General features: G+C 55.9%; 21 protein-coding genes and 1 riboswitch. Of the genes, 14 read left to right on the top strand and 7 right to left on the bottom strand.

The features are described 5' to 3' along the window. Positions 1-28 precede the first annotated feature (28 nt). Positions 29-823, bottom strand: a complete 795-nt coding sequence (locus RSK20926_RS06290) for a response regulator transcription factor (RefSeq protein ID WP_008205180.1) — start codon at positions 821-823, stop codon at positions 29-31. A 98-nt stretch (positions 824-921) separates the two neighbouring features. Here RSK20926_RS06290 and speB point away from each other — a divergent pair, with 98 nt between their 5' ends. From speB to RSK20926_RS06265, 5 genes are all read left to right on the top strand, one after another. Continuing rightward, positions 922-1,893 carry an agmatinase gene (gene speB / locus RSK20926_RS06285; protein WP_008205179.1) on the top strand — a complete coding sequence of 324 codons (972 nt, stop codon included), beginning with the start codon at positions 922-924 and terminating at the stop codon, positions 1,891-1,893. 25 nt (positions 1,894-1,918) lie between these two features. Continuing rightward, a complete protein-coding gene (locus RSK20926_RS06280) occupies positions 1,919-3,004 on the top strand; it encodes a polyamine ABC transporter substrate-binding protein (protein ID WP_008205178.1) in 1,086 nt (361 codons plus the stop codon). A 166-nt stretch (positions 3,005-3,170) separates the two neighbouring features. Further along, on the top strand, positions 3,171-4,727 hold the full coding sequence (locus tag RSK20926_RS06275; RefSeq protein ID WP_037254070.1) for a trimethylamine methyltransferase family protein: 1,557 nt from the start codon (positions 3,171-3,173) through the stop codon (positions 4,725-4,727). Between the two features lie 351 nt (positions 4,728-5,078). After that, on the top strand, positions 5,079-6,029 hold the full coding sequence (locus RSK20926_RS06270; protein WP_008205175.1) for a GlxA family transcriptional regulator: 951 nt from the start codon (positions 5,079-5,081) through the stop codon (positions 6,027-6,029). A gap of 173 nt (positions 6,030-6,202) precedes the next feature. Next, on the top strand, positions 6,203-8,620 hold the full coding sequence (locus tag RSK20926_RS06265; RefSeq protein ID WP_008205174.1) for a GcvT family protein: 2,418 nt from the start codon (positions 6,203-6,205) through the stop codon (positions 8,618-8,620). Between the two features lie 39 nt (positions 8,621-8,659). On the opposite strand, the gene RSK20926_RS06260 is transcribed toward RSK20926_RS06265, so the two are convergent. Further along, the gene (locus RSK20926_RS06260; RefSeq protein WP_008205172.1) at positions 8,660-9,541 is read right to left on the bottom strand and encodes a LysR substrate-binding domain-containing protein; all 882 of its coding nucleotides are present in this window, start codon (positions 9,539-9,541) and stop codon (positions 8,660-8,662) included. A 200-nt stretch (positions 9,542-9,741) separates the two neighbouring features. Between RSK20926_RS06260 and RSK20926_RS06255 the strand changes: the two genes are divergently transcribed. The 5 genes from RSK20926_RS06255 to RSK20926_RS22015 all read left to right on the top strand — a co-directional run bounded on the left by RSK20926_RS06255 (position 9,742) and on the right by RSK20926_RS22015 (position 16,989). Then, complete coding sequence (locus RSK20926_RS06255) at positions 9,742-11,109, top strand: MmgE/PrpD family protein (protein ID WP_008205171.1); 1,368 nt, start codon at positions 9,742-9,744, stop codon at positions 11,107-11,109. 175 nt (positions 11,110-11,284) lie between these two features. Continuing rightward, positions 11,285-11,911: a TetR/AcrR family transcriptional regulator gene (locus RSK20926_RS06250; RefSeq protein ID WP_008205169.1), complete on the top strand. Its 627-nt coding sequence runs from the start codon at positions 11,285-11,287 to the stop codon at positions 11,909-11,911. Positions 11,912-12,078: 167 nt separating this feature from the next. Beyond that, positions 12,079-12,278: riboswitch (cobalamin riboswitch) on the top strand. A gap of 123 nt (positions 12,279-12,401) precedes the next feature. Then, positions 12,402-13,631 carry an aromatic ring-hydroxylating oxygenase subunit alpha gene (locus RSK20926_RS06245; protein ID WP_008205165.1) on the top strand — a complete coding sequence of 410 codons (1,230 nt, stop codon included), beginning with the start codon at positions 12,402-12,404 and terminating at the stop codon, positions 13,629-13,631. Between the two features lie 5 nt (positions 13,632-13,636). Beyond that, positions 13,637-14,713 (top strand): hybrid-cluster NAD(P)-dependent oxidoreductase, encoded by a 1,077-nt coding sequence (locus RSK20926_RS06240; RefSeq protein WP_008205164.1) that lies wholly within the window; start codon positions 13,637-13,639, stop codon positions 14,711-14,713. Between the two features lie 218 nt (positions 14,714-14,931). Further along, the gene (locus tag RSK20926_RS22015) at positions 14,932-16,989 is read left to right on the top strand and encodes a putative bifunctional diguanylate cyclase/phosphodiesterase (protein ID WP_008205163.1); all 2,058 of its coding nucleotides are present in this window, start codon (positions 14,932-14,934) and stop codon (positions 16,987-16,989) included. A gap of 135 nt (positions 16,990-17,124) precedes the next feature. Here the strand turns inward: RSK20926_RS22015 and RSK20926_RS06230 are convergent, their stop codons facing one another. Continuing rightward, entirely contained in the window at positions 17,125-17,604 is a 480-nt protein-coding gene (locus RSK20926_RS06230; RefSeq protein ID WP_008205162.1) for a c-type cytochrome, read from the bottom strand. 253 nt (positions 17,605-17,857) lie between these two features. Between RSK20926_RS06230 and RSK20926_RS06225 the strand changes: the two genes are divergently transcribed. From RSK20926_RS06225 to RSK20926_RS06215, 3 genes are read left to right on the top strand one after another with little or no spacing between them, the layout of a single operon-like run. After that, complete coding sequence (locus RSK20926_RS06225) at positions 17,858-18,559, top strand: ArsR/SmtB family transcription factor (protein ID WP_008205161.1); 702 nt, start codon at positions 17,858-17,860, stop codon at positions 18,557-18,559. Further along, positions 18,552-18,992 carry a hypothetical protein gene (locus RSK20926_RS06220; RefSeq protein WP_008205160.1) on the top strand — a complete coding sequence of 147 codons (441 nt, stop codon included), beginning with the start codon at positions 18,552-18,554 and terminating at the stop codon, positions 18,990-18,992. Before RSK20926_RS06225 ends, RSK20926_RS06220 begins: the two co-directional genes overlap by 8 nt. A 54-nt stretch (positions 18,993-19,046) precedes the next feature. After that, a complete protein-coding gene (locus RSK20926_RS06215) occupies positions 19,047-19,415 on the top strand; it encodes a DUF2794 domain-containing protein (RefSeq protein ID WP_008205159.1) in 369 nt (122 codons plus the stop codon). Positions 19,416-19,529: 114 nt separating this feature from the next. Here the strand turns inward: RSK20926_RS06215 and RSK20926_RS06210 are convergent, their stop codons facing one another. The 4 genes from RSK20926_RS06210 to RSK20926_RS06195 all read right to left on the bottom strand — a co-directional run bounded on the left by RSK20926_RS06210 (position 19,530) and on the right by RSK20926_RS06195 (position 24,262). Continuing rightward, positions 19,530-20,384 carry a C40 family peptidase gene (locus RSK20926_RS06210; RefSeq protein ID WP_008205158.1) on the bottom strand — a complete coding sequence of 285 codons (855 nt, stop codon included), beginning with the start codon at positions 20,382-20,384 and terminating at the stop codon, positions 19,530-19,532. Beyond that, entirely contained in the window at positions 20,381-21,790 is a 1,410-nt protein-coding gene (locus tag RSK20926_RS06205; protein ID WP_008205157.1) for a leucyl aminopeptidase family protein, read from the bottom strand. The genes RSK20926_RS06210 and RSK20926_RS06205 overlap by 4 nt, the downstream gene beginning before the upstream one ends. 169 nt (positions 21,791-21,959) lie before the next feature. Then, positions 21,960-22,340, bottom strand: coding sequence for a hypothetical protein (locus RSK20926_RS06200; protein ID WP_232281857.1), 381 nt, complete (start codon positions 22,338-22,340; stop codon positions 21,960-21,962). Between the two features lie 782 nt (positions 22,341-23,122). Beyond that, entirely contained in the window at positions 23,123-24,262 is a 1,140-nt protein-coding gene (locus tag RSK20926_RS06195) for a DUF3095 domain-containing protein (protein WP_008205153.1), read from the bottom strand. 420 nt (positions 24,263-24,682) lie between these two features. Here RSK20926_RS06195 and RSK20926_RS06190 point away from each other — a divergent pair, with 420 nt between their 5' ends. Further along, positions 24,683-25,705: an aspartate-semialdehyde dehydrogenase gene (locus tag RSK20926_RS06190; RefSeq protein WP_008205151.1), complete on the top strand. Its 1,023-nt coding sequence runs from the start codon at positions 24,683-24,685 to the stop codon at positions 25,703-25,705. Positions 25,706-25,716: the final 11 nt, after the last annotated feature.

Here is a 25,716-nt window from a genome sequence, read left to right as displayed (position 1 = left end):
CGAACGTAGGAGTGGGTGGCAATCCTTCTTATTGACTGCTGCTTAAATGACGTGTGGCCATGGCAAAAAGTTCCGCTTGGCTGGCGACGCCAAGCTTGGCATAGGCATGGTGACGATGCACTTTGACGGTGCCAACTGTGATACCCAGGTAGGCCGCAGCGGTAGGGCTGGAATGCCCCTGCAGAACCAACAGCACAACCTCCATTTCACGCGGGCTGAGGCGGCCATTGCCAAAAGTCTGCATGCGTTGCTGCCAGTCCGCTGTGTTTTCTTTTTCCTGAGAGGTGACCGCCTCTCCCCAATGCCTCAGCGCAGCCGAGGAAATGAGCGTGAAAACCGCGTTGAGGCGCTGTGCATCTTCAGGCTTGAACTTTGGCTGCCGGGCAAAGCGGGCGAGCGAGATCACAATCCAACGGTTCTGATCTTCCTTTATGAGGATACCGATTTCGTCGCTGATGCTGATCTTGCGATAAAAGGTCTTGTAATACTCAGAGCGAAAAAAGGTTTCCGGGGCGAGGTCCAGCAGCCGGTAGGCCCCAGGTTCGGCGTTGTTGCGGCAGGCTTGGTAAAGTGGATCCAGAAGATAGGGGCCACTGGCATAGAATTCCACACTGATGGCGGCCTGCATTTCATCCAGATCCTGATAGAGGCAAATGGGCGCGCTTGTTCCCGAAAACCGCGACAGGATCATAGATTCGAATTGGCAGCAGGTCTGAAGTAGGGCTCGAAACACCTCTGGGAAATCATCGCGCCCCAATTGTTGGATGATTTGGGCAGAGGCCGAAATCCAGTCCGCGCTGGGAACTTCAGGAAGTTGTGCCATACTCTATAACCTTAGATATATATCTAAGGTCAAGTTTACGGGCATAGGGGAAGGGGTCAAGCTGCTCACTGAATATACTCAATTCAGGGAGCTTCCTTATGTCCACATCTTCGAGCGTGAATCCGGAACAAGGGGACCTCGCCTTTACCCGTAGCAGTGATCGCGGAGTTATCGCTGAGGCGAGCTATGCTGGAGCGCTCAGCTTTATGCGGCGGCGCTATACCAGAGATTTATCCGGGGCAGATGTCGCGATCATGGGGGTGCCCTTTGATCTTGCGGTCTCCAGCCGTTCGGGAACCCGGCTTGGACCGAGGGCGGTGCGCTCAGGTTCCAGTCATATCGCCTGGTCTCGGCCCTGGCCCTGGGAGATCGACCCCTTTGAGGCCCTGAGCATCGTGGACTATGGCGATTGCGAGTTCGATTATGGCTACCCGAACAAGGTGCCAGAAGAGATTGCGCAGGCTGCACGTGATGTTCTGACGACGGATACTGCGTTGCTCTCTATCGGTGGGGATCATTTCATCACCTATCCGCTGTTGAAGGCGCATGTGGAAAAGCACGGCCCCCTAAGTCTGATCCAGTTTGATGCCCATTCCGACACCTGGGCGGATGAAGAAGGGCGCATTGATCATGGCACAATGCTTTGGCATGCGATCCGCGAAGGTCTGGTTGATCCGGCGCGTTCAGTACAAGTGGGGATCCGTACCCACAACCCTGACCCGATGGGCATGAATATCATCGATGCCATTGAGGTTCACAAAACGGGGCCTGCAGCGGTGGCGGAGAAGATCCTCTCCATTGTTGGGGAGAACAAGACCTATGTCACTTTCGACATTGATGCGCTGGAACCTGCTTCCGCTCCGGGAACGGGCACTCCGGTGATTGGCGGGCTCTCCCCCTATCAAGCGCAAGAGATCATACGCTCGCTTGCGGGGATCAATGTGGTGGGCATGGACCTGGTCGAAGTTTCCCCAGCCTATGATGTATCAGAGATCACAGCGATTGCCGGGGCGACCCTCGTTAATGATCTGCTCTGTCTCTATGCCTCTGGTCCTTCAGGCCGCCGCTGATACCCTCCAAGGGAGAAAATAAGACATGAAAACAGCTATCTCACTCCAGGCTGCACTTGTTGCAGCGGTATTGGCGGCTCCGGCTACCGCAGCGGAGCTCTCGATCTATAACTGGGCTGACTATTTCGGCGAAACCAGTGTTTCCGGGTTCGAGGAAGCCTCTGGCACCAAGGTCACCTTGGACTACTTTGACAGCAATGAGGTTCTGGAAACCAAGATGTTGGCAGGGGGATCAGGCTATGATGTGGTTTTCCCGGCGGCTTCCAACGCAGAGCGCCAGCTGCAGGCCGGTGCGCTTTTGCCGATAGATACCTCGCGTTTGCAGAACTACGGTAATCTGGATCCGGAAATTCTTGCAGCATTGGATAAGGTTCCTGGCGGTCGTCAATTGGGGGTCCCCTATACATGGGGCACGATTGGCCTTGCCTATGACCCTGTCAAAATCTCAGAGCAGTTGGGCGACTTGCCTGTCGATAGCTGGGATCTTTTGTTCAAACCTGAATATGCTTCCAAGCTGAAGAACTGTGGTGTGGCAGTCCTTGATTCCCCGGTGGAAATGCTATCGGTGACGCTGAACTATCTGGGTAAGGATCCCTATTCCGAAACCAAGGCGGAACTTGCGGAAGCCAAGGAGCTTCTTGCGGGAATGGCGCCGAATGTGACCTATTTCAGCAATCAACGCGCCGCAGTTGACCTGCCTTCGGGCAACCTGTGCCTGGCGGTGATGTATTCCGGTGATGCCGGTCTGGCCCAGGCCCGCGCGATAGAAGCCGAGAACGGTGTGGAGATTGCCTATGCCATTCCACGTGAGGGGACGCTTATGTGGATTGACCTGATGGCCATCCCGGTGGACGCGCCCAATCCCGATGAAGCCTACCGTTTCATTGATCATATGTTGCAGCCAGAGGTGATTGCCGAAGTGACCAACACGGTCTTCTTTGCAAATGCCAATGCAAAATCCGACGAGTCTATTTTGCCGGAGGTTCTCGCCGATCCTGGCGTCTATCCTAGTGCTGAAACCATGAATGGTCTGTTCCCGGATAAGAGCCTTGGGCCCAAAGCCCTGCGTCAACGGAGCCGCACCTGGACTGCGATCAAATCTGGCATCTGATCCTGGCGATCCTTCGCCAATGCGCAAAGCGGGTCTAAATAGGGCTGCTTTGCGTGAATTGCCCATCACACCCGTCTGAGTGTCGGATTCTGCAACCAAATTTCGCTAACCTACAGGTGCAGAGGCTGGGATTTGGCAACACTCCTTGAAAAAGGAGAGCGCCTAAATGACTTTGCCTGCCCCTCAGTTCCGTAGCCGTGCCGGTGGTCGCCATGCGCGTCGAGCTCTGCGTCGCACCCCTGATTTCACAATGTTGCCAGGTCTTACGCGGAACTTGCCACTGTGCGAAGTGCTGGATGGCGCCCAGGTCGAGATGATCGACCAAGCTTCCATGGACATTCTGGAGAACACCGGGGTCCAGTTTCGAGATCCGATTGCGCTGGAGGATTGGAAGCGGATCGGAGCCAAAGTTGAGGGTATGTTGGTCTTCTTGGACAGAGGCCTGGTTCGAGAATTGATCGCAACCATTCCCAGTGATTTCACCTATCACGCGCGAGACTCGGAAAAAAACCTGCGCCTGGGCGGCAGGCATTCGATCTTTGTGCCCATGACCGGTGCGCCCTTCCTGAGGGACCTGGAGGATCAGCGTCGCAATCCGACGCTGGAAGACCTCGCGATGTTTCATAAATTGGCGCATATGATGCCGGCTCTGCATTCCTCTGCGCATCACATCGTGGAGCCCTACGACCACCCCATCAGTCAACGCCATCTTCGCATCACATATTCTTCGATGAAATATTCGGACAAGACCTTCATGGGGATGACCACTAGCCCCAAGAACGCGGAGGATGTCTTGGATATGTGTGCAATACTGTTTGGGGCGGACTTCCTAGAGGATCACCCAGTGACCACTGGCAATTGCAATGGAAACTCGCCGCTGGTTTGGGATGAAACCATGTTGGGGGCAATGCGGGCCTTCTGCCGACGCAATCAGCCGGTTCTGTGCTCGCCCTTCGTATTGGGTGGCGCGAACACCCCGGCTTCGGTGCCAGCAACAGTGGCGCAGCTCAATGCCGAAGCGCTGAGCGCTCTGGCCTATACCCAGGTGATCCGCGAGGGAGCCCCAGCGATTTATGGGCATTACCTTTCGACTGTCAGCATGCGGTCTGGCGCCCCAATGGCGGGCACGCCGGAGATTTCGCTGATGAACTTCATGATCGGACAGATGGCCCGCTTCTATGATGTGCCCTGGAGAACCTCTAATACCCTGGGCGGTGCCAAAACCTTTGATGCCCAAGCCGGCTACGAGAGTGCAACCACGCTGCAATCTGTGATGCACGCAGGCGCAAATTACATCTGGCATTCCGCAGGATGGAATGAGGCCGGGATGCATTGTTCAGTTGCAAAGTTCATCGTTGACGCCGAACAATGCGCGATGGCCTACCGGATGGCGGAAGGTCCCAAATGGGAGGATTTTGATCAGGCGATTTCAGCGGTGCCGGATATCGGCCCAGGCGGTCATTATCTGGGGCATCCACATACACAGGAGAATTTCCAACAGGCCTTTTTCATGCCCGAGATGTTCGACAATAATTCAATCGAACAATGGGTTGCAGAGGGGGGGGTGGAAATCACCGAACGAGCCCTTACCCATGCGAAGAAACTCTTGTCTGAATATCAGGAGCCAAAACTTGACCAGGCCAAGGAGGAGGAACTGCTAGCCTATATCGCGCGGCGCGAGCGCGAGATCCCTGCCGCAGATGAGTTGAACCAGGTCTATTAGCTTTCACCTTCAACGGATCCGTTACTCCCTCCCGTTGATCACATCTTTGGAGACGTTCAGGTGCTTTGGTTGCTCACAATCTGGACGCTAGATTACCCATCAGGCAGGGCATCCAGTGCCGGTGATAGGGTAGCGGCGCTGACCCCACGCATGGTCAAGGATCTGCGTTTTGGGACCGATGCGGGTGAAAAAAGCAGATTGTCTAGATTGCAAATTTCTGCTGTCCTCCCAAAAGAGCGCTTTTGCGATGTGTCGGCATTTTCTGCTGCTCATGGCTAAGGATTTGGCCTGACAGGGTCGCAGCCTTTGCAAAGCGGACGAGCCATTCACCATTTGCCAGCCGGTCAGACTATGTCAGAAACCCAGCATTTCGCATTTCTCCTAGTCGAGGAGTTCTCGCATCTTGCGTTCTCCTGCGCGGTGGAGCCTCTGCGTATTGCAAACCTGGTGAGCGGGCAGGACCTCTATCAATGGTCCTTTGGGTCAGCGAACGGAGAGCAGGCGATCTGTTCCAACGGATCGGTCACGTTGGTGCACTACAGCTTTGATGCGATCCCGAAATGCGAACAGCTCTTTGTGCTTTCGGGAATAAACATGAAGAACCACGTCTCCAAGCCTCTATTGGCGGCATTGAGGCGAGAGCGCGTGCGTGGCACCAAAATTGGAGCTCTGTGTTCGGGGGCCTGGGTCCTTGCTGAAGCCGGGTTTCTGGAAGGGATGCAGGCAGCGATCCATTGGGAATATCACGACAGTTTTATGGAGACCTTTCCGGATGTGAATCTCGTGCGCAGCGTTTTTGTCTCCAGTGAGAAGCATATGACCGCCTCCGGAGGGACAGCAACAGCGGATCTGATGCTGCATCTGATTGAAACGCAGCATGGCTATGACCTCTCAGTCGCGGTTTCGGATCAGATGGTTTACAATGCGGTGCGCAATGCAACGGCGGAACAGCGGGTCTCTTTGCAGTCGCGCAACGGCATGCGCAATGCCCATCTGGCCCGGGCGATTCAGATGATGCAGGACCATATCAGCGAACCGGTTTCGCCCGCCCTGATTGCAGAAGAGATCGGCATTTCGACACGCCAGCTGGAGCGCCTCTTTGGCAAATACCTGAATGCCTCGCCCAAGAAGTACTTCATGGAAATGCGCCTGGAACGAGCCCGAAATTTACTTATTCAGAGCGAATCTTCGGTGACCGAAATCGCGCTTGCCTGCGGATTCGAGAGCCCAGGACATTTCTCCAGGGTCTACCGCGCCGCATTTGGCATTCCCCCGGTGATGCAGAAGGGAAAGATCACCTGAAGGGCATTCTAGCAGGGGCGAAACTACTGCAGGAGCGACAGGCTCAGTTCGATCTTGCATAGAATTTTTTGACGCAATGCCCCGGTTTATTTTGCAGGTCTTGGAGGCAGTCCGCTCCTAGTGTGGGCCTGGGAATTTTGCAGCTCGGGGCTGTGGTTAGAAGGAAGCCGAATATGAAAACCCACGCACAAGCCGTTGTCATCGGTGGCGGGCTCGCCGGATGCTCCATCCTCTATCACCTGGCCAAACTGGGCTGGACCGACGTCATGCTGATCGAGCGGGATGAGCTGACCTCTGGTTCGACCTGGCACGCGGCGGCCAACATTCACGGGCTGCACGACAACAACAATATCACCCGCATCCAGCACTATACTATGAACCTCTACAAGGAGCTGGAGAAGGAAACGGAGCAGAGCTGCGGGGTGTTTCAGCCCGGGTCGCTCTATCTGGCCCAAACCGAAGAGCGCGAGCATCAGCTACGCCTGCAGGAAGCCAAAGCGCGCTTCTACGGGCTGAACTTCCACGAGATCAGCCGCGAGCAGGCCAAGGAGTTGCACCCGCTGGCGAATTTCGATGATGTGCGCTGCATCATGTATGAACCGGATGGAGGCAATGTGGATCCCTCTGGCGTGCCCCATGCCTATGCTGCAGGTGCCCGCGCCATGGGCGCCACCATCGAACGCTTCTGCCCGGTGATCGGCACCGATCAGCAGCCGGATGGCTCCTGGATCGTTCGCACTGAGAAGGGCGATATTCATACCCAATGGGTGGTGAATGCGGCGGGTCTCTGGGGCCGCGAAGTGGCAGCGCTGGCGGGGCTCACCCTGCCGCTGCAGCCCACTGAGCATCAGTATTTCGTGACCGAGAGCATTGACGAGGTTGCCAACCTTGGTCGCCGCCTGCCTTCGATCGCTGACCGGGACGGAGAGTATTACTTCCGTCAGGAAGGCAACGGGCTGCTGATCGGCGCCTATGAAAAGGACATGAAGTTCTGGGCCGAAGAGGGCACCCCGTTGGACTTTGCCCATGAGCTGTTCCCCGATGACCTGGACCGGATCATGGAAAACGTGATCCGCGCCACCGAGAGGGTTCCGGTTGCGGCCACTGCCGGCGTCAAGCGGGTGATCAACGGGCCGATGATCTGGTCGCCGGACAGCTCAGCCCTCTGGGGACCGGTGCCTGAGCTGAAGAACTACTTCCTCTGCGGGGGGCTGATCCCTGGCTTCTCCCAATCCGGGGGGCTTGGCCTTCTGGCCGCGCAATGGATGATCGAGGGCGAGCCGCAATATGACATGTTCGCCTGGGATCTGGCGCGCTTTGGCGACTGGGCGGACAAGAAGTTCACTCAGGCGCGGGTGCGCGATCAGTATCAGCACCGCTTTGCCATCCACTTCCCGAATGAGGAACGTTCTGCCGGCCGCCCGGCACGGGTGCGCCCTGCCTATGAGATGCAAAAGGAGATGGGCGGCGTCTTTGGCCTCAACTGCGGCTGGGAGCATCCCCTGTGGTTCGCGGAAAGGCCCGGCACCAAGGAAACGGTGGGTTTCACCCGCCAGAACTGGTGGGAGCCCGTGGGCCGTGAGGCCAAGATGCTGCGAGAGAGCGTCGGCGTGATCGATATCTCCAACTTTGCCAATTATGTGGTCAAAGGGCCAGGCGCGCATGACTGGCTGGACCGTCTGGTGGCCAACCGGGTGCCCACCGAAGTGGGTCGCTCCTGCCTGACGCCGCTGATCTCGGTTCGCGGCGGAGTAGCCGGTGATTTCACCATCACCAAGGTTGAAGACGACAAATACATGATGATCGGCTCTGGTATGGCGGAGCGCTATCACCAGCGGTTCTTCAATATGGTGGAGCTGCCGGAAGGCACCACTTTTGAGGTGGCGACCAACCAGATCGCCGGTTTCAATGTGGCAGGTCCCAAGTCGCGCGACATGCTGCAGCGCCTGACCAATGCCGACCTCTCCAACGAGGCCTTCCGCTTCATGCGTTCGCGCGTGATCGAGGTCGTCGGGGTCGAATGCCTGGCGCTGCGCGTCTCCTTCACCGGGGATCTGGGCTGGGAGCTGCACTGCGCCGAAGAGGACCAGCCGCGCCTCTATGGTGCCCTAGTCGGGGCCGCCAAGGAATACGGCGGCGGCCCGGTGGGCGGCCGTGCCTTGGGCAGCTTGCGGATCGAGAAAGGCTATGGCTCCTGGGGCCGCGAATACAGCCAGGAGTACTACCCGCAGGAAGTTGACCTGGAAGGGCTGATCAAGCTCGACAAGGACTTCCTGCACAAGGAAGCCTATCTCAAGGTGAAGGACAAAGCCTGCCGCGAAGTGCTGTCGATGTTCGAAATTGAAGTCACCGAAGATGCGGATGCCAGTGGCGGCGAGCCTGTCTTCCTGGCGGATGGCCAATCCGTGGGCCGGGTTACCTCAGGCGGATACAGCTACAGCACCGGTAAATCCCTGGCGCTGGGCTTTGTGAACCCAAAGATCGCGCAGCCGGGCGATGCGGTTGAGGTCTTTATTCTGGGTAAACCCCACAAAGCGCGCATCCTGCAGGAACCGGTTTTTGACCCAAAAGGTGAGCGTCTTCGCGGTTAGTCAAAGGGGAGTGGTCCCTGGGGGTTCTGGGTGGTCCCCTTAGGCCGCCTCAGCCGCTTTCAGCATCCAGGCAAAAAACGCTTTGACCGAAGGGGTCGCGGTTTTTTCGTTGCAACGAGTGAAGTAACACCAGGGGCTTTTGATCTGCAGATCAAAGGGTTCGATCAGAAGACCGCGCTCCAGATATCGTTGGACGACGGAGCGCGGAAGCATGATGCACCCCAGCCCCTGCACCGCGAGTTCCAGTGCCAAGCTGGGCCCGCTGGTGCGTAGCCCTCCCTTTAGGTTTAACCCTTTTAGGCCCAACGCCTCTTCTGCCAGGCCCCAATAGATGGGTCGCCCCAGGATGTGGATGAGATCCGCGTGATGTAGCTGGTCAGGCCTGGTCAGCAATTCTCCGTCTGGGCGATAGTCCGGGGCGCAAACCAGAGTGAGCGTCTCTTCCCACAAAAGATGCAGATCAGCTGGGGTGTCATCCACGTGGCTTACGATGATGGAAATATCGGAGACATTGGTTTCGACATCATTCCAGACTGTGCCATGGACGGTTAGATCGATATCGGGATGAACCCGCCGGAAAGAGCCTATCACTTCTGCCAACCAGCTTTCCGCCAGGCTGACCGGGCAAGAGACTACGACTTCACGTTTGTGGACCTGCAGGGTCAGTGATTGGGTAGCCAGGTCAATCTCTTGTAGCGCGTGGCGAACGGATTGCAGATAGGCCGTGCCGACATCCGTGAGAGAGAGTGACCGTGGGTGTCGCACAAACAGGGGGCGACGTAGAAAATCCTCAAGTGAGCGAACATGATTACTGACTGCCGCCTGAGTGCAGTTCAGCTCTTCGGCGGCACTGGTGAAACTCAGATGTCGCGCGGCGGCTTCAAAGGAGCGCAGGAAGGAGAGATGGGGCAGGTTCATCATGATGGCGATAGTAGCGGAAGTCCGAGGTGGGTAAAGTCCAGAGCCATAGCCGAAGATGGCGTGAAGTCCGGTCCATTTGCGTCATCTATAGCGGGTGGCACAAAAATATTCCTTTGCCTCAGCCCCGGTTTTGTTTGCGTGTTGGAGCAGATCCGGCAGCCTAATCTTTGCCGGGACGATCTAGGCCAGAGAGCAAAATCATGACTGCGACTTTTCAAAACCTTGCTGATTTCACATTGCGACGCCAGGCAGAGGATTTCCCAGAAAGCACCCAGGAGGCGGCCGCACTGATGCTGTTGGATACTCTGGGTATCGTCATTGGTGCCGGGCCAATGGAAGCAGGTATCATCGCGCGCGAGACTGCTTGCCTGCTCTATGCCAGTCAAGACGACAGCCACAGTGCCCGGATGCTCTTTGATGGGCGTCGCGTTAGTCTAGCAGGCGCCGCTTATGCGGCGGCGACCCAGACCGATAATCTGGACGGGCATGATGGCTATAATCCCACCAAAGGACATATCGGAGTTGTAGTGATACCGGCCCTGGCCGCGCTGGCGGAGCATTGTCCAGGGCTGACAGGCAGAGAGGCCCTGGCGGCAGTCATTGTCGGCTATGAGGTTGCTGGCCGCGCCGGGATTACGCTGCACAATACAGTGAGCGACTATCACACATCCGGTGCTTGGAACGCCTTGGGGGTTGCCGCGATGGCAGCGCGGCTGCGTGGCTTTAGTGATGAGCAGCTTCGCCAGGCCATCGGGATAGCTGAGTTTCATGGGCCCCGCAGCCAAATGATGCGCGAAATCGCCAATCCGACGATGTTACACGATGGTTCAGGCTGGGGGGCTATGGTCGGCATGTCCTCAGCGGTCCTGGCGGAGCGAGGCTTCACCGGAGCCCCTGCAATCACAGTGGAGGATAGCGCGGCAGAGGCCTATTGGCAGGATCTTGGCCAGTTCTGGCAGATGGAACATCAATATGTGAAACCCTATCCGATCTGCCGTTGGGCTCATGCGGCCATCGATGCCTGCAGGATGCTGATCCGAAGCAACGGGCTACATGCGACAGATATTGCTGCTTTGCATATCAACACCTTCCACGAGAGCGCCTGTCTATTCAGAGGTATGCCTGAAACCACCTCACAGGCGCAATACTCGTTGCCCTTTGCAGTTGCCAATATGGCGATCCATGGTCGCATCGGAGTCGAGCATATCTCGGAAGAAGGGCTAAGTGACGCCCGCGTCGCGACCTTTATGAAGCGGATCACGATAGCTGAGGCAGAACGGCATTCCAGCCGCTTCCCGGAAGGGCGATTTGCGGATGTGACGATCACGCTCCAGGATGGCAATACTCTGGAATCTCGTGATGTCCATGCTCGTGGCGGGCCAGAGGCCCCGCTGGAGCGCGAAGACGTGCTGGCCAAATTCATGGAGTTCGCAACACCCTCCTTGGGGGTTCCGCGTGCGGCGGCGATCCGTGACAGGGTGTTGGGGCTGACAGACAGAGAGGCCAGCTTCGCGGATCTTGCTGATCTTCTTTATGCCCCTCCTCATGCGGCACCCTCTCCTGTGTGAGGCATGGCATAGCTTTAGGGGGGCAGGCCAGGAATGCGTTCAGCGCTGAGGCGTTTTGGGATTGTCTGCCCTCAACAATCTCGTGAAGTTGAGCAGCCCCATCAGGAGAGAGTTGTTGAAGCTGGGGGAAGTCGGCTAGACTGCAGGTTCAGACTGCCAGCGCACGAGGACCCTGATGAACCAGCAAGCCAGCATCCTGAGGACTGGTCGCAAATTTGACCAGGTCCTGAAAGGGGCGCGTGAAGTTTTTCTTGCAGATGGTTTTGAAGGCGCCAGCGTTGATGATATCGCGCGTGCTGCAGGTGTGTCGAAGGCGACGCTTTATAGCTACTTCCCTGACAAACGCCTGCTTTTCATGGAGGTTGCACGCAGCGAATGTGCCCGGCAAGCTGATAAACCAATGGATCTGAGTGGGGCCTGTTGTACACCGCGCGATGTTTTGCGCGCTGCCGCTGCACATATCCTTTCTGTTTCATTGTCAGAATTCGGGATCCAGATGTTTCGGATCTGCGTCGCGGAATCGGACCGGTTTCCAGATCTCGGACGCGAGTTCTATGAAAGCGGGCCAATGTTGATACGCGGAAAGATCCGCGACTATCTGGAACATGCGGTAAGCAAGGGCGAGCTTGAGATCGAAGACTTTGACCTAGCGGCAGATCAGTTCGCAGAGCTTTGTCGCGCTGATCTGGTTCCACGACTTCTTTTCAAGATCGACATTGAGTTTTCTGAAGAGGAACGAAGCCGCGTCATCGAGGGGGCCGTGGGAACCTTCCTTGCCCGCTATGGTGTGGCTGCGGGTTGATTCCCTATGCCTTTGCCTTCGGAAGGGCGCATTCTTCGCCTGAGGTGTCGCTTCCCTTTGTTGTCTGGATCAGGTTGGCAAAGGCCTGCAAACACGCAATTTAGCTACATGTCTTTTCCAGATTTTTCAAAGTCGTAATCAAGCGATCAGAACCGCAAGATCTGGCTAATTTTCCTATTAAGTAAGGTGTCGTCCCATTGGGGCGGAGAATTGGGAAGCCGGTGTGAATCCGGCACTGCCCCCGCAACGGTAACATCGGGCAAGGGCGTAGCAAGAGCCACTGGGACGAGGACCCCGGGAAGGCGCTGCGGCCGGTCATTTGACCCCGATGAAAGTCCGGAAACCAGCCTTGCCTTGATAGTCAAACCGCGGGTGGCGGTGGGGACAAAGGAAAACAGGCTGCCAGTCCTCCCTTGGCGCAGCTTGCCGGCGTCCTCATGTCTTCCGCTCCAGCCAGGCCGCATAGCACGGCATGAGAGCCAGTCGAATGATGTACAATAAAATCAATGATATGTTGGCGCGGCGCCAACCAGGTTATTCCCTGGAACAGGGATTTTACACTGATCCTGATGTGTTTCAGGCGGATCTTGAAATGATCCACTACCGCGAATGGCTTTTTGCTATCCCCGCCTGTGAGCTGGAGAAACCCGGCAGCTATGTTACTCATCAAATTGGTGCCTATGGCGTGATCCTGGTGCGCGGCAGCGACAATCAGATCCGAGCTTTTCACAACAGCTGCCGTCACCGGGGCTCAGTTCTGTGCAAATCGAAAAAGGGGAACAATCCCAAGCTGGTTTGCCCCTATCATCAATGGACCTATGAGTTGGACGGCTCGCTTCTCTGGGCGCGGGACATGGGGGCAGATTTCGATCCCAAGCAGCACGGGCTGAAGCCAGTGCACTGCCGCGAGTTGGCAGGGCTGGTCTATATCTGCTTGGCGGACCAGGCACCGGATTTCGACGCTTTTGCAGATCTCGCCGGGCCCTATCTGGAGCCGCATGATCTGGCCAATGCCAAGGTCGCGCATGAGAGCAGCATCATTGAAAACGGCAACTGGAAGCTGGTCTGGGAAAACAACCGCGAATGCTATCACTGCGGCGGCAACCACCCGGCGCTCTGCCGTAGCTTTCCCGATGACCCCAGCGTTACTGGCGTTGAAGAGGGCGGCGAAACCCCGGCGCATCTGCAGGCGCATTTCGACCGCTGCCAGGTGGCGGGGCTGCCCTCACAGTTTCACATCAGCACAGATGGCCAGTTCCGTCTTGCACGGATGCCTCTGAAAGAAGGCGCCAAGAGCTATACCATGGACGGCAAGCCCGCGGTCAGCCGCTGGCTGGGCCGGGTGCCCTTTGAAGATGCGGGCACCTTGCTAAAGTTCCACTATCCGACCACCTGGAACCACTTCCTGCCAGATCACTCCCTTGTTTTCCGCGTGACCCCGGTTAGCCCGACAAAAACCGAGGTCACCACCAAATGGCTGGTCCACAAGGATGCGGTCGAGGGCCGGGACTATGACCTCAAACGCCTGACCGAGGTCTGGGAAGCCACCAATGACGAAGACCGTCGTGTGGTCGAGGACAACCAGATGGGCATCAACTCACCTGCTTATGGCCCTGGCCCTTATTCGGCCCTGCAGGAAAGCGGCGTCATCCAGTTCTCCAACTGGTACTGCGAGACCATGGCCCGCGCTCTGGCTCCTGAAACACTGGCGGCGGAGTGACTGGCATGAGAGATCTTCAAACACGCGCGCCCTGGCAGGACAGCGAGATGCTGGAATGTGTCTCTGTAGTGCCGGAAATGCCCGAAACAGCCAGTTTCTCCTTCAAGGCCCCATCGGGGGCCTTCTTTGACTACCAGCCCGGCCAGTTCCTGACCCTGGAAATCCCGGCGCCGGATCAGCCCGGCGGTGTGGTGCACCGGACCTATACGATTTCCTCATCGCCCTCGCGCCCGCGCTCAATCACCATCACCGCCAAGGCGCAGAGCGACAGCATCGGCACCCGCTGGATGCTGGACAATCTGCAGCCTGGAATGCGAATCAAGGCCCTGGGGCCGGCCGGGCTCTTCACCAATGCGGAAAGCCGGGCGAAGAAATTCCTCTTTATTTCCGCTGGGTCTGGCATCACCCCGATGATGTCGATGACCACCTGCATGTGGGACGAAGGCCAGGACCTGGATGTGGTTTTCATCAATTGCGCCAAGCGCCCCTCGGAGATTATCTTCCGCCAACGGCTGGAGCACATGGCTAGCCGGATGCCGGGTCTGGACCTGAAATTCGTTGTTGAGGAGGCGGATCCCTACCGGCCCTGGAGCGGCTATCAAGGTTATTTCAATCAGCTGATGCTGGGCCTGATGGCGCCGGACTATCTGGAGCGCGAAGTCTATTGCTGCGGGCCTGAGCCCTTCATGCAGGCGGTGCGGGATGCGCTGGCGGGTCTTGGCTTTGATATGGAGAACTACCACCAGGAGAGCTTTGGCGCACCGATCGAGCGAGAAGCCGATCAGCCGGATCTGGATGATGTCATCCCCGATGATGATGCCAAAGCTGAGATCACATTCGCGCTTTCTGGCGTTACAGCCAAATGCGCCGAGACCGACACGGTTCTGGCGGCTGCCCGCGCCTCTGGCCTCAATATCCCTTCCGGCTGCACCTTTGGGGTCTGCGGTACCTGCAAGGTGAAAAAGACCGAAGGCGAAGTTCATATGGTGCACAACGGCGGCATCTCTGAGGATGACATCGAGGCGGGCTATATCCTGGCCTGCTGTTCTAACCCGATCGGTAAAGTCGCGGTCGAGATCTAGTGAATTCTTGCTGTCCCGGATCCATAGGTCTGGGGCGGCAACGCTAAAAAGGCGCTGGTTGCATTCCTCCGACGCCCTGTCAGAGCCTGTGCAATTTTAGGTAGAGTTTTGGCATTAAGCTTTTAAAAGCAGCGCTTGAGCGCGGCGATGTAAATGCTGAATTAAACAAGTTTCGCTCTGATTGCCGGCAAGGAAACAGGCGAACAGGATGCCTCGGGATGGCGCACGACGACCCCACAGATCCAGGCCGGATCAATACTGGCACTTCTTTCGCATGCGCGACGCTTGCGGCCTCTCTCCTGGCCGTCGGCTTTTTCTTTATTGCCTGGGCCGAAGATAGATCGGTGAGTGAGCAGGAGCGGCTGCAACTCATCGAGATGACAAACAGTTTTGTTTCGGTATTCTCCCAAAATCGAGGAGAAGGTGCTCCAGTTCCGGCAACTTTTCGACGACTTGGCATTGAACATTTCACCGCAGCAAATGAGCGAACGAGCAGCCAGTACGACACATCGGTCCGGATGCCAGGGCTGCCTGGGTTCGAACTTGGCCTGGCGGAAAGCGACCCACGCCTCACTGCGGTCATGAGCGCTTTTGCAGCAAATCCCGAACAGTCTGCATTTCACGAAAGCAGGTTTGAAAATGATCGGCTAGTGGGCCGCACAATTGTGCCGTCTATCGCCAGTAGCGAAAGCTGTGTGACCTGCCACAATGAGGTGCTGCGGCAAAACAAATACCAGATTGGCGATGTCATGGGCACCTATATTGTCGAGCGTGACCTGACGGATAAATTCTGGAAGAATCTTCAAAATGCGATATTGCTTTTTGCCTTTTCGCTTATTGTAATCTGGCTTTTGGCAACGCGTGAGCGCAACCGGAATGTGAAGCTCATTCGGCTGGAGGCGCGCATTGGCCTTGAAAAAATGAAGAGTGAGGCTGAGGCGAAAGAAAAGTTCCTCTTGTCGCATGACACCTTGACCGGCCTGCCAAACCGCAAACTCTTCAACGATCATTTGAATGAAGCGTTCGAAGGTGCACAAAGCGATACTCTCAATGCTGCCTTGATCGATCTGGATGGCTTCAAGGGTGTGAATGACACTATGGGCCATGCTGCGGGGGATGCGCTTTTGGTGGAGGTCGCGGCACGTCTCTCAAAATGCGTGGAAACCGAGAAGGGGTTTGTTGCCCGGCTGGGTGGAGATGAATTTGCGATTATCTGGGAGGCACAGCAGGGGAGCGATGATCCAAGCCAATTGGCCGAAATGATCCTGAAGGAAATGAAAGCGCCTTTGCTGTTTGAACAGTGGGAGATCTTACCCAAATGCTCAATTGGCATTGCTGAGTTGAAAAAGGTCAAATCGGAATTGGCTTCGGATCTACTGAAGGCCGCGGATGCTGCTCTCTATTTGGCTAAGGAACGCGGCAAAGATACCTTCCAAATCTATGACAAGGACTTGGACAACTCGATCAATCGGCAAAACACAATCGCGGCTGGCCTGAGAGAGTCTATCCAGGACCGGCAAATGCGTATCGTTTTGCAGCCTAAGGTATGTCTGCATGATGGGCGTTTTAAGGGGTTTGAAACGCTGTCCAGATGGTGCCTGAACGGCGAGGAAATATCGCCGGAAGAATATGTGAACATTGCCGAGAACACGGGCGCGGTTCGTGACCTGGACCTTAGCGTTCTGGAAGAGGCTGCAAAGTTCTCTGTCGCCTTGGAGGCAGAAACAGACGAAGCGGTTCCCATCGCCGTGAACCTCTCTGCAAATAGTTTCCGCACGGGGCCCTTACAGGAAGAGATACAGGATATTCTCTGGTCAACCGGATTAGCACCCAATCGCCTGACCGTGGAGATCACGGAAACCGCAGCCATCGAAAACTGGGAGCTTGTTCACAAGACACTGGGGCATCTGCGCCAGATCGGTACAAGGACCGCTTTGGATGATTTCGGGACGGGTTACTCTTCGCTGGCTTATCTATTGCGCATGAAGTTTGACGAAATCAAAATTGATGGTGAGTTTGTTAAAGAAATCGAGTTCGAGTACGACCGCCTTCAATTGTTGCAGCATATCTCTGCCATGTCCGAGAGTTTGGGGATGGATCTGGTTATCGAGGGAATAGAGACCCAGGAACAGGCCAATCTTTTGAACTTCGGCAAGCGTTTGGTCGGGCAAGGGTACCTCTTCTCCAAACCCATGGAGCTTGAAAACGCTCGATCCTACTTTCACAAAGCAATTGGTCGCCAGGCTGAAAAGGCAAGGCGCTCTGGGTTGGGATGAATAGAGGTTTCCTGGAGCATAACCGTGGGTTGGCTGGTAGCACAGGGATACTGCCAAGGACACCATGGTCTCTCTAGATGCTGTGCAGCATCTGACAGCTTATTTTGCAAACTTCCTATAGCAGCCAAGCATGGCTTAATGCGTGATAAAGCTGTTTGGCTTCCTGCGGTATTCGCTGTGGCAGGCATGGCAAGCGCTTATCAGATCGGGTAAGCTGCTCCTGAGACCGGTGATGGAACGGGTATCAAGCCGTTTTGCCATTTGATTGGCAATCTGAGCGCGCGCCTTAAACTTTGGCCACTGCTGCCAGAGTATCTCGCGCGCGTTTGAATTGGGTTCCATCCTCTGACGGCGAAAGTGCTTTGGGATTGAACGGGTCGCGCGCATCAATATCTTTCGTTGAAGCGTTGCTAATTCAGCATCAAAGACTATTCGGCCGCTGCTCATGCTCGACAAAGTGTCTAGGGAAGTTTTCTGAATATTCATCAATGCGGCACGCTTAAAAACGTGCTTGTCGGAAAAACGTGGCCCTGCGTCCAGCTGGGCGCCGACGAGGCCGAGCAGGCTGCTGAAGCTGACTAAACCTATTAGAATAAATTTGCGTGGCGTTGCCATTTAGGGCTCCAGAAAGTTCGAAAACAACATGCAGGTTCTGTCATTGGTTTTAGATCAGAATACTCGCCTGGCCTAGGTTTTTGCCGTTGGACAGGTTCTCTGAAGGTTCAGTTTTGCCGGGCAGTGTTGAACAGATAGAGTTAGTTCTGGGTTAAGCAGCGGTGGGGAAATTCGGAGGCCTCAGCATTACAGTTCGTTCTGCATCGAAGGGATTTGTTTGGGAAGTAGAGGCAACCAAAGCTACACTCTCCACATGATGACAGCAGCAAAAACACCTCGATTTGATATTGTTGGGCAGGCGTTGAGTGATGCCAGCCGCACCCGGATGCTCTGTGAGCTTATGGATGGGAGGGCCTATACAAACAAAGAGCTCGCCTCTGCCGCGGGCGTAACCGCGCAGACTGCCACCGCTCATCTGCGTCTGTTACAGAACGCCGACCTCATTGTCGCGGAGAAACGTGGACGCTGTGTGTTTAACCGTCTGGCCAATGAAGAAGTGGCGCGGATGTTGGAGCAACTGGCAGTCATTGCTCCCAGCAGCAGCCTCCATCACGTGCAGCGGCGAAAGGCCGGTGAAATCGCACAAGTAAGGAGCTGCTATGACCATCTTGCCGGACCTTTGGCGGTTGCGATGACGGAGCAATTTTTAGCGCGGGGGCTATTAAGGGAAGAAAATGGTGCTTTTGCTGTCCGTCCAGGAGAGGAATGGCAGAAGCTGGGCGTCACGCTTCCTCAAAAGTTGGGTCGCCAACCTTTTGCGCGTCCCTGCATGGATTGGACGGAGCGTAAGCTGCATGTCTCGGGGCCTCTTGGCAAACAGGTCCTTTCCCACGCCCTTGAGCGTGGCTGGATGCAACGCAACACCCACAAACGCGGTTTGACGCTTACGGGGCCGGGCAGGCGCGCCTTGCAGGAGATTCTGGACCTAAACTGTGGGGAGTTGATCAATGCTTGAAGTTACCTCGGCGCGTTTTTCCATTGAGACGGGAACAAGGGTGCTGGTGCAGGTACCCAAAGAAGCCATGCAACGGGTTATGTCAGCGATATTGGAGGCCGAGCCGCTCACTTGGGGAGACTACGATCAGGTGGCCTTCACGACCTCAGAAGGGGTGCAGCAGTTTCGCTCGACTGGGGGCGGCATCAATGCCGCGACCGATCATGTGGTCGAAGTACCTTGCGCAGAACTCCAGTTCTTTGTGCCCAAGTCTGGTCAGGCGCTAGAGCCCCTGTTGCGGGGGATTTATCATGCGCATCCCTATGAAGAACCGGTTATCCAGTTGGTTCCCAGTTTTCGAAGCCTGCATATTCGCGGCCAGGACGAAGGCAATCCAAATCGCTTTTGGAATCGCGAAACAGCGGATTGGGTTCCAGAGGCACATCGCAAATAGGGATGATTTCGGGATTTTTCTTGCTTTCCTCGCAATTAACAGTGACGCTGAGGCATGAGAGTTGATCAGTCGGAGACCCCATCAGGGGCGTCACAGGGAGGCTCCGGTGGAGTCTCCATCCCGCAACAGGTAGCATTCGATCGGCGCGAAATGTCGGTGATCATGTCCCTATATGGTCGTATGGTTGCCGCTGGTGAGTGGCGAGACTACGGAATTTCCTGCCTAAGAGAACTGGCCGTTTTCTCCGTGTTCCGTCGCACCGCCGAGCATCCGCTTTATCGGATAGAAAAGCAGCCGAAATTGCGCCTGAAACAGGGGCAGTATTCTGTTATCGGTATGGATGGCCGCATAATGAAACGGGGCTCGGACCTGCGCGCGGTATTGCGCGTTTTGGAACGAAAGCTGATCCGTGCAGTAGACTAAAGTCCACTCGTTTCGACAGATCTGAAGAACCTTTTTATCCCATTGCTGCCCCCCCCCTATCACATAGATAGGTTGAAGGGGGTGACAGGGGCTAAGGGAACCTTGGTTGGCAACCTATGGCAGCCGTTTATGCGCCGTGACAGATCCGTCGCCTTGATCTGCTATGCGCGTTATCGCAGTTTTCAAAGGCTCGATAGCGACAGCCATGGCATGGGCATTGGCGTGGATCAGTGTCTCGCGATCGCGCAAGATCGCGACATGCCCTTTCCAAAACAAAAGATCCCCACGTTGATAGGCTGAGCCATCGGGGAGGAGGGAGCCTGTTTCAGCCTCTTGCTGATCGCTGTCACCGGGGCAAAGGATACCGGAGGCCACGAGCGCGCTTTGCACCAATCCAGAGCAATCTATACCCCAGCGGCTGTTCCCGCCCCAGAGATAGGGCGTGCCAAGAAAAAGCTCGGCTACCGACACGGGATCTGATTGCACATGCGAGAGAGGGGCGAGATGAATTGCAGGCACGAACCCCTGATTGGTCGCAGCAAACCGCCCCTCATAACCATCTACTAGCAATCGGCTACCATGGCTCAACCCGCAGCGTTCCTGCGATTTGAAGTCTGCCCTGCTATAAGCATGGCTGGCTGGGGTGCAGACCCAATGGGTCATTTCCAGAGCTGGTTCCAGGTGCTCCGAAAGCAGGTAGCCGACGTAGGCATCTTTGCTGGCTTGTACAAAGCTCCAGCCTGAGCGCTCCTCAAAGACCGTAACGGTTTCTCCGCACAGCAGCTGCCTGTCGCGTGCTCCATCAGGGGCGCGCAACAAATCAGACACGGACGGGGCGACTTGCGCCGCTCTACCCGCAGCCGGTGTCAGCTCTGGAAAATCTGCCGCGAGATGGCTGGCGCATATTCGGTCATTCACGGGGGTACGACGGCGATCCTGCGGGCTGATTTTGGCGCGCACTGCAGTCATAGGTCAAGAAGCTGGGGCAGAGCTTCAAAGAGGGCGCGACACCCCTGGCCTGCACCTCCTTTGGGGCGCGCGGGTGCGGCGCTGGGCGTCCAGCCATAGATGTCAAAGTGGATATAGCGGCTCTCTCCGGCAAAGCGGCGCAGGAAAAGAGCAGCAGTAATGGAGCCTGCAAACCCACCAGAGGGCGCATTGTCCAGATCCGCTATGCCGGGTTCGATCATTGCCTCATAAGCATCATGAAAAGGCATGCGCCAAACCGGGTCAGCCTGCTTGGCTGCACTCTGGGTAAGGGTCAGAGCATCTGCGTCTTCACTTGCGTAAAAAGGCGCAAGATCGGGTCCCACAGCGACGCGCGCGGCCCCGGTCAGCGTTGCCATCGAGATCATGAGGTCTGGCTTATCTTCGCTGCCAAGCGTCAGCGCATCGGCGAGAACCAGGCGTCCTTCGGCATCGGTATTGTTGATTTCCACGGTGAGCCCCTTTCGGGACGGCAGCACATCTCCGGGCCGGAAGGCTTCACCTGCCACTGCGTTCTCTACTGCCGGGATCAGGACGCGCAGCTGAAGGGGAAGATTGGCCGACATGATCATCCTGGCGAGCCCCAGGACATTGGCAGCACCTCCCATGTCCTTCTTCATCAACCCCATGCTGCCACCGGGTTTAAGGTTCAGACCACCGGTGTCAAAGCAAACCCCTTTGCCTACCAGGGTCAATTTGGGTCCTGCACTGCCCCACCGCATATCAATAAGGCGTGGAGTACGTGTGGAAGCGCGCCCAACCGTGTGGATCAGAGGCAGGTTTTCATCCAACAGCTCCTCCCCAGTGGTGAGGCCAATAGAGGCTTCGAATTCTTCGGCCAGTGCTTCAGCGGCGAGCTGCAGTTCAGCCGGCCCCATGTCGTTCGCGGGCGTGTTTATTAGATCTCTGGTCAGTGCTTCAGCATTGGCAAGATGCTCGACTCTTTGACTCTGGATACCATCAGGCGCGGTAAGCTCGGGCACAGCTGGCTTTTTGCCCTTGTAGCGGGTGAATTTATACTGGCTCAGCAGCCATCCGAGACATTCCACCTGCAATTCCTCTGCGGAGAGCGCGTCTAACGCATTGCCAGGGCATGGTGCCAGCTGGAGTGCGTAGCAGGCTGCAGGTAATTTCTGGGCAGCAGCGGCAAGGGGAAAACGTTGGCGGCGACGTGCAGCCGCAGTTCCAAAACCCGCAAGAGCCTGGACCTCAGCCCCAAGCGCTTGGGGCAGTAAAAGAACCTCACCAATTGAGGCCTTGAACCCATTGGTGGCGACCCAGTCTTTGCATTCCTGGCTTTGCGTTTCCAACCACTCGGCCAAGAAATCTTGTTTGATCACTAGGAGTTTCTGAGTGGCCGATGAGGGTTCAGCAAAGCGAAGGGTCATGCGGAAAACTCCGTTTGGGTAAATTCAGTGACAGATTACCTGGCCGATGGAGACGGGCAAGCCAAGAACGCAATTTCGCAATGCTGCAAAGCAAAAAGACCGAAGACAGCCGCAATCGCTGGGCTATCTTCGGTCTTTTTCAGAGCTAGGCTCCGGAATTTGAACACTATCAGACAGACAGGTCGTGCTGGTCCCAGACGGCCGTGAGCGAACGCTCACCAACGCGCAGAAGACGGAACAGAATTGCCGCTACGGCTGGCGGGTCTTCATTGTCGATTGCGATAGTGACATCGCGGGCAATTGAAGACATCGCGCTCATGCCGATCTGGTCCGCAATAGCGATCAGCGAACGCGCGTTCTTGCGCAAGTCCGGGACATTATTCTGACGCCACAACCGTTCGCAATGAGTTAGCCGGACGGCCAGCTCTTCTATTGCACGGCAGATCACATCTTCTGTCCCAGCTTCGCCAAGCTGCGCGTAGAGTTCTCCTAGTTTTTCCGGATTAAGCCGGACGTTTTCTGTTCGTATGACATTCAGCAGATTGGCCACCACATTCACCTTAGTTCTTCAGTGCCCCCACGGCACGTGAGACAACTTGCGCCTTAGATCTTTCCAAATGCTTTCTGCCCACAGGGGCAAATCGCTCGAATTTGCTGACAATGCTGGCTAATCAAAACTGTGAATTTCGCTCAAATTTTCTAAGGCAATGTCAGCCTCAGGAGAGGAGGGCCAGTGCAAAGGCCATTTCTTGGTTTTGATGATCCAATCGCAATGGCCTCTTATGCCAAGACAGGAGCGAAATCTGATGAACGCTGAAAATCCCACATGGTGACGGTAGCACGGCGGTTTTCTGAATTGCTGGTCCTGCCCCCTCGTCTCAGCGCGAACCGCGCGATGATTTAAACCTCTGTCGCATTTCTGTTTTGGGCGCAGCCATTCCGAGAGCACGAAATGCTCAAGGCTTAGGCTGGGGGCGGAAATCCATCTGCGCCATATCTGAAATCTAACTCGAAGATTGGTTTGCGAAAGATGGGAGGTTGGGGGCAGAGGATTGGAGAAATGAAGCGGACCAAGTTTGGCTTTAAATGAGTGATGCCCCAGGAGGAAAAGGGACCTCCTGCAGGAAGTGGATTCCCCCGTGACTGCAGATTTGATGGATTTAGTATATTGTATTTAAACGGAAAGTATTCTGTGTTGATTTTTGGGAAACGAAGCATTCAAGAGATGCCTGATCTTTGAAGTGGTTCCGAAAAGGGGGCAGCAGCGGGGGGCATTTGACCCAAAATTTCCAAAAATTGAGGTGCGTGTTGACCATCGATCCAAGTGATATGTCAATCCTGCATGTTGCGCATGTTGGTGGCTGCGCGGGTATAACCCCCGGCGGCACCATCGACAAAATGGACATGATCGTCACGACTGGCTGAAGGTACAATGCAAGTCAGTAGAGCCTCTTCTTGCGCGTGTAGCCCATAGCGGATCACGCCCTGGGCACGTGCTTCCCCCAGGACTTCGACAATCTTGTCGCGTGTTGTCAGGTCGCAGTCGATGGTCATTTTCAAACCATCTTCGAACTTACGGTAGTCTGCATTGCCGCTCATGGTTTCGAGATAGTGCAGCGGATCCCAACCACCGGTTTTGCGTCGGCGTTCGAATAGAAGACGGGCTAAGGTGAAGTGGATAAATAGGCCTAGTTTGCGGAAAATGAGAGGTAACTTCCCGCGAGAAAGCCGTGCTTCAAAATCCAGCCCGGGCGGAAGTGCTGCCAATCCCGGACCGGATTTGGGGACAGGGTGGCCACCATTCACTAAATCCTCTGTCACTGATAGCAATTTATGGACGACATGGGCAAAGTCCTGGTCCGATGCTGTGGTTCGTGGGACCATGACCAATGACAATATCAGCCCGTTGCGTGCAGGGATGTTGTTCCATCGGCAAGAAAGCCCAGTCAGGTCAGGTGCGGCGGTCTCGCCGCAATCTGGAATGGCCAGCTCGCCTTGCTTCATTTGAGCCTCTGCCCAGGTGACCCCTCCGCCAGAGAACATTGCGTAATCAGCATTGGAGGAGGCGGCAAACCGTGCCACGCTAACCTCAAGACCCTGTGCGCGGATAGCAAGTGCTGGAACCGCAGCAACGCGCAGCGTGATACCAAACTCCTGAGCAACCCAATGCCTCAGTCGTGCCAAGGTTTGCCGTGCGGGTGCTGCCTGCGCTGCGGGCACAGCAAAAGTGGTTCCGTCTCCGCCAAAGACATAGGGAAAGGCTTCACCATTCAGAGCGTTCTGAATTGCAGCGATGACGGAGGCACCGATCATGTTGACGAGTTTATAGCGTCCTTCCGCGATGAGGCCAGTTGAGTTTTCTATGTCACTGCAGCAAACGACCCAGTCCTCGGGAAGAGGAGTAAAGCTGCTTGGCAGCGCCAGAGCTGAAAAATCCCTGATCTGGGGCAGGCTTTGATAGAAAACATCCATTTGTGTCTGTCTCTGTTCGTGAAGGTCAGCCGGCGGAGAGAGCCCCGGCACATGTGTCGATGCCACCTGAGCACCCTGAGCGAGTCAGCGTGAGGATTCTATTTACAAGCCCAACTTGCAAGCACCAGTCGCAGTGTTTTGACAAGGGAGGAGGAGAAAAACAGCAAGGAGAGAGAGATGTGGGAGCCGACAGGGAATGGAATCAGTTTCGCAAGCATCTGAACCGGTTTTGCCGCTTTGAACTGCTGAAAGACGGGCATAACTTCTTGCGCTATCGATTTTTGTGGGCTGCGAGGGGTGAGAACTGTGTTTTATCTGCGCAAGAGGTGCAGGCCAAATCATCCGGGCCTTTAATTGCAGGGCGTTTCCCTATAAGAGACCCCAGCCGGCCAAGAGGCCGGGTGATACTGGAGAAACGATATGGGTTATCGCGTCGTCGTCGTTGGCGCCACAGGTAATGTGGGCCGCGAAATGTTGAACATCCTGGCTGAGCGCCAGTTTCCTGCGGATGAGGTTGCCGTTCTGGCCAGCCGCAAATCCCTGGGAACCGAGGTGACGTTCGGCGAGACTACGTTGAAGACCCAGGATCTGGATACCTTCGACTTTGCCGGTTGGGACATGGCCCTCTTTGCCATCGGCTCGGATGCGACCAAGAAATACGCGCCCAAGGCAGCCGCCGCTGGATGTGTGGTAATCGATAACTCTTCGCTCTACCGCTACGATCCAGAGGTTCCCCTGATCGTGCCTGAGGTGAACCCGCAGGCGGTTCACCGCTATTCAAAGAAGAACATCATCGCCAACCCCAACTGCTCAACCGCGCAGATGGTTGTGGCGCTGAAGCCGCTGCACGACCGTGCCAAGATCAAGCGCGTTGTGGTCTCGACTTATCAGTCTGTTTCCGGCTCTGGCAAGGATGCGATTGATGAGCTGTGGGACCAGACCAAGGCGGTCTACAACCCGACCTCAGACGTGCCGCCAAAGGTCTACACCAAGCAGATCGCCTTCAATGTGATTCCTCACATTGATGTCTTCCTGGACGATGGCTCCACCAAGGAAGAGTGGAAAATGGTCGCCGAAACCAAGAAGATTGTGGACCCCTCCATCAAGGTTACGGCCACCTGCGTGCGAGTCCCGGTCTTTGTTGGCCACTCTGAATCGATAAATATTGAAACAGAAGACTTCCTGGACGAAGACGAGGCCCGCGATATCCTGCGTGAGGCACCCGGCATCATGGTGATCGATAAACGTGAAGACGGTGGCTATGTGACCCCGATCGAATGCGTTGGCGATTTTGCCACATTTATCAGCCGGATACGCCAGGATTCCACTATCGAAAACGGCCTCAACATGTGGTGCGTCAGCGACAACCTGCGCAAGGGTGCCGCCCTGAATGCGGTACAAATCGCTGAACTTCTGGGCCGTGAAGTGCTCAAGAAAGGCTAAAGCTTTCTGTA

The organism is Roseobacter sp. SK209-2-6 (assembly GCF_000169455.1).
GTDB lineage: Bacteria > Pseudomonadota > Alphaproteobacteria > Rhodobacterales > Rhodobacteraceae > Pseudophaeobacter.
Note: the sequence above shows the minus strand (reverse complement) of the source record. Positions and strands in the feature narration are given on the sequence as shown.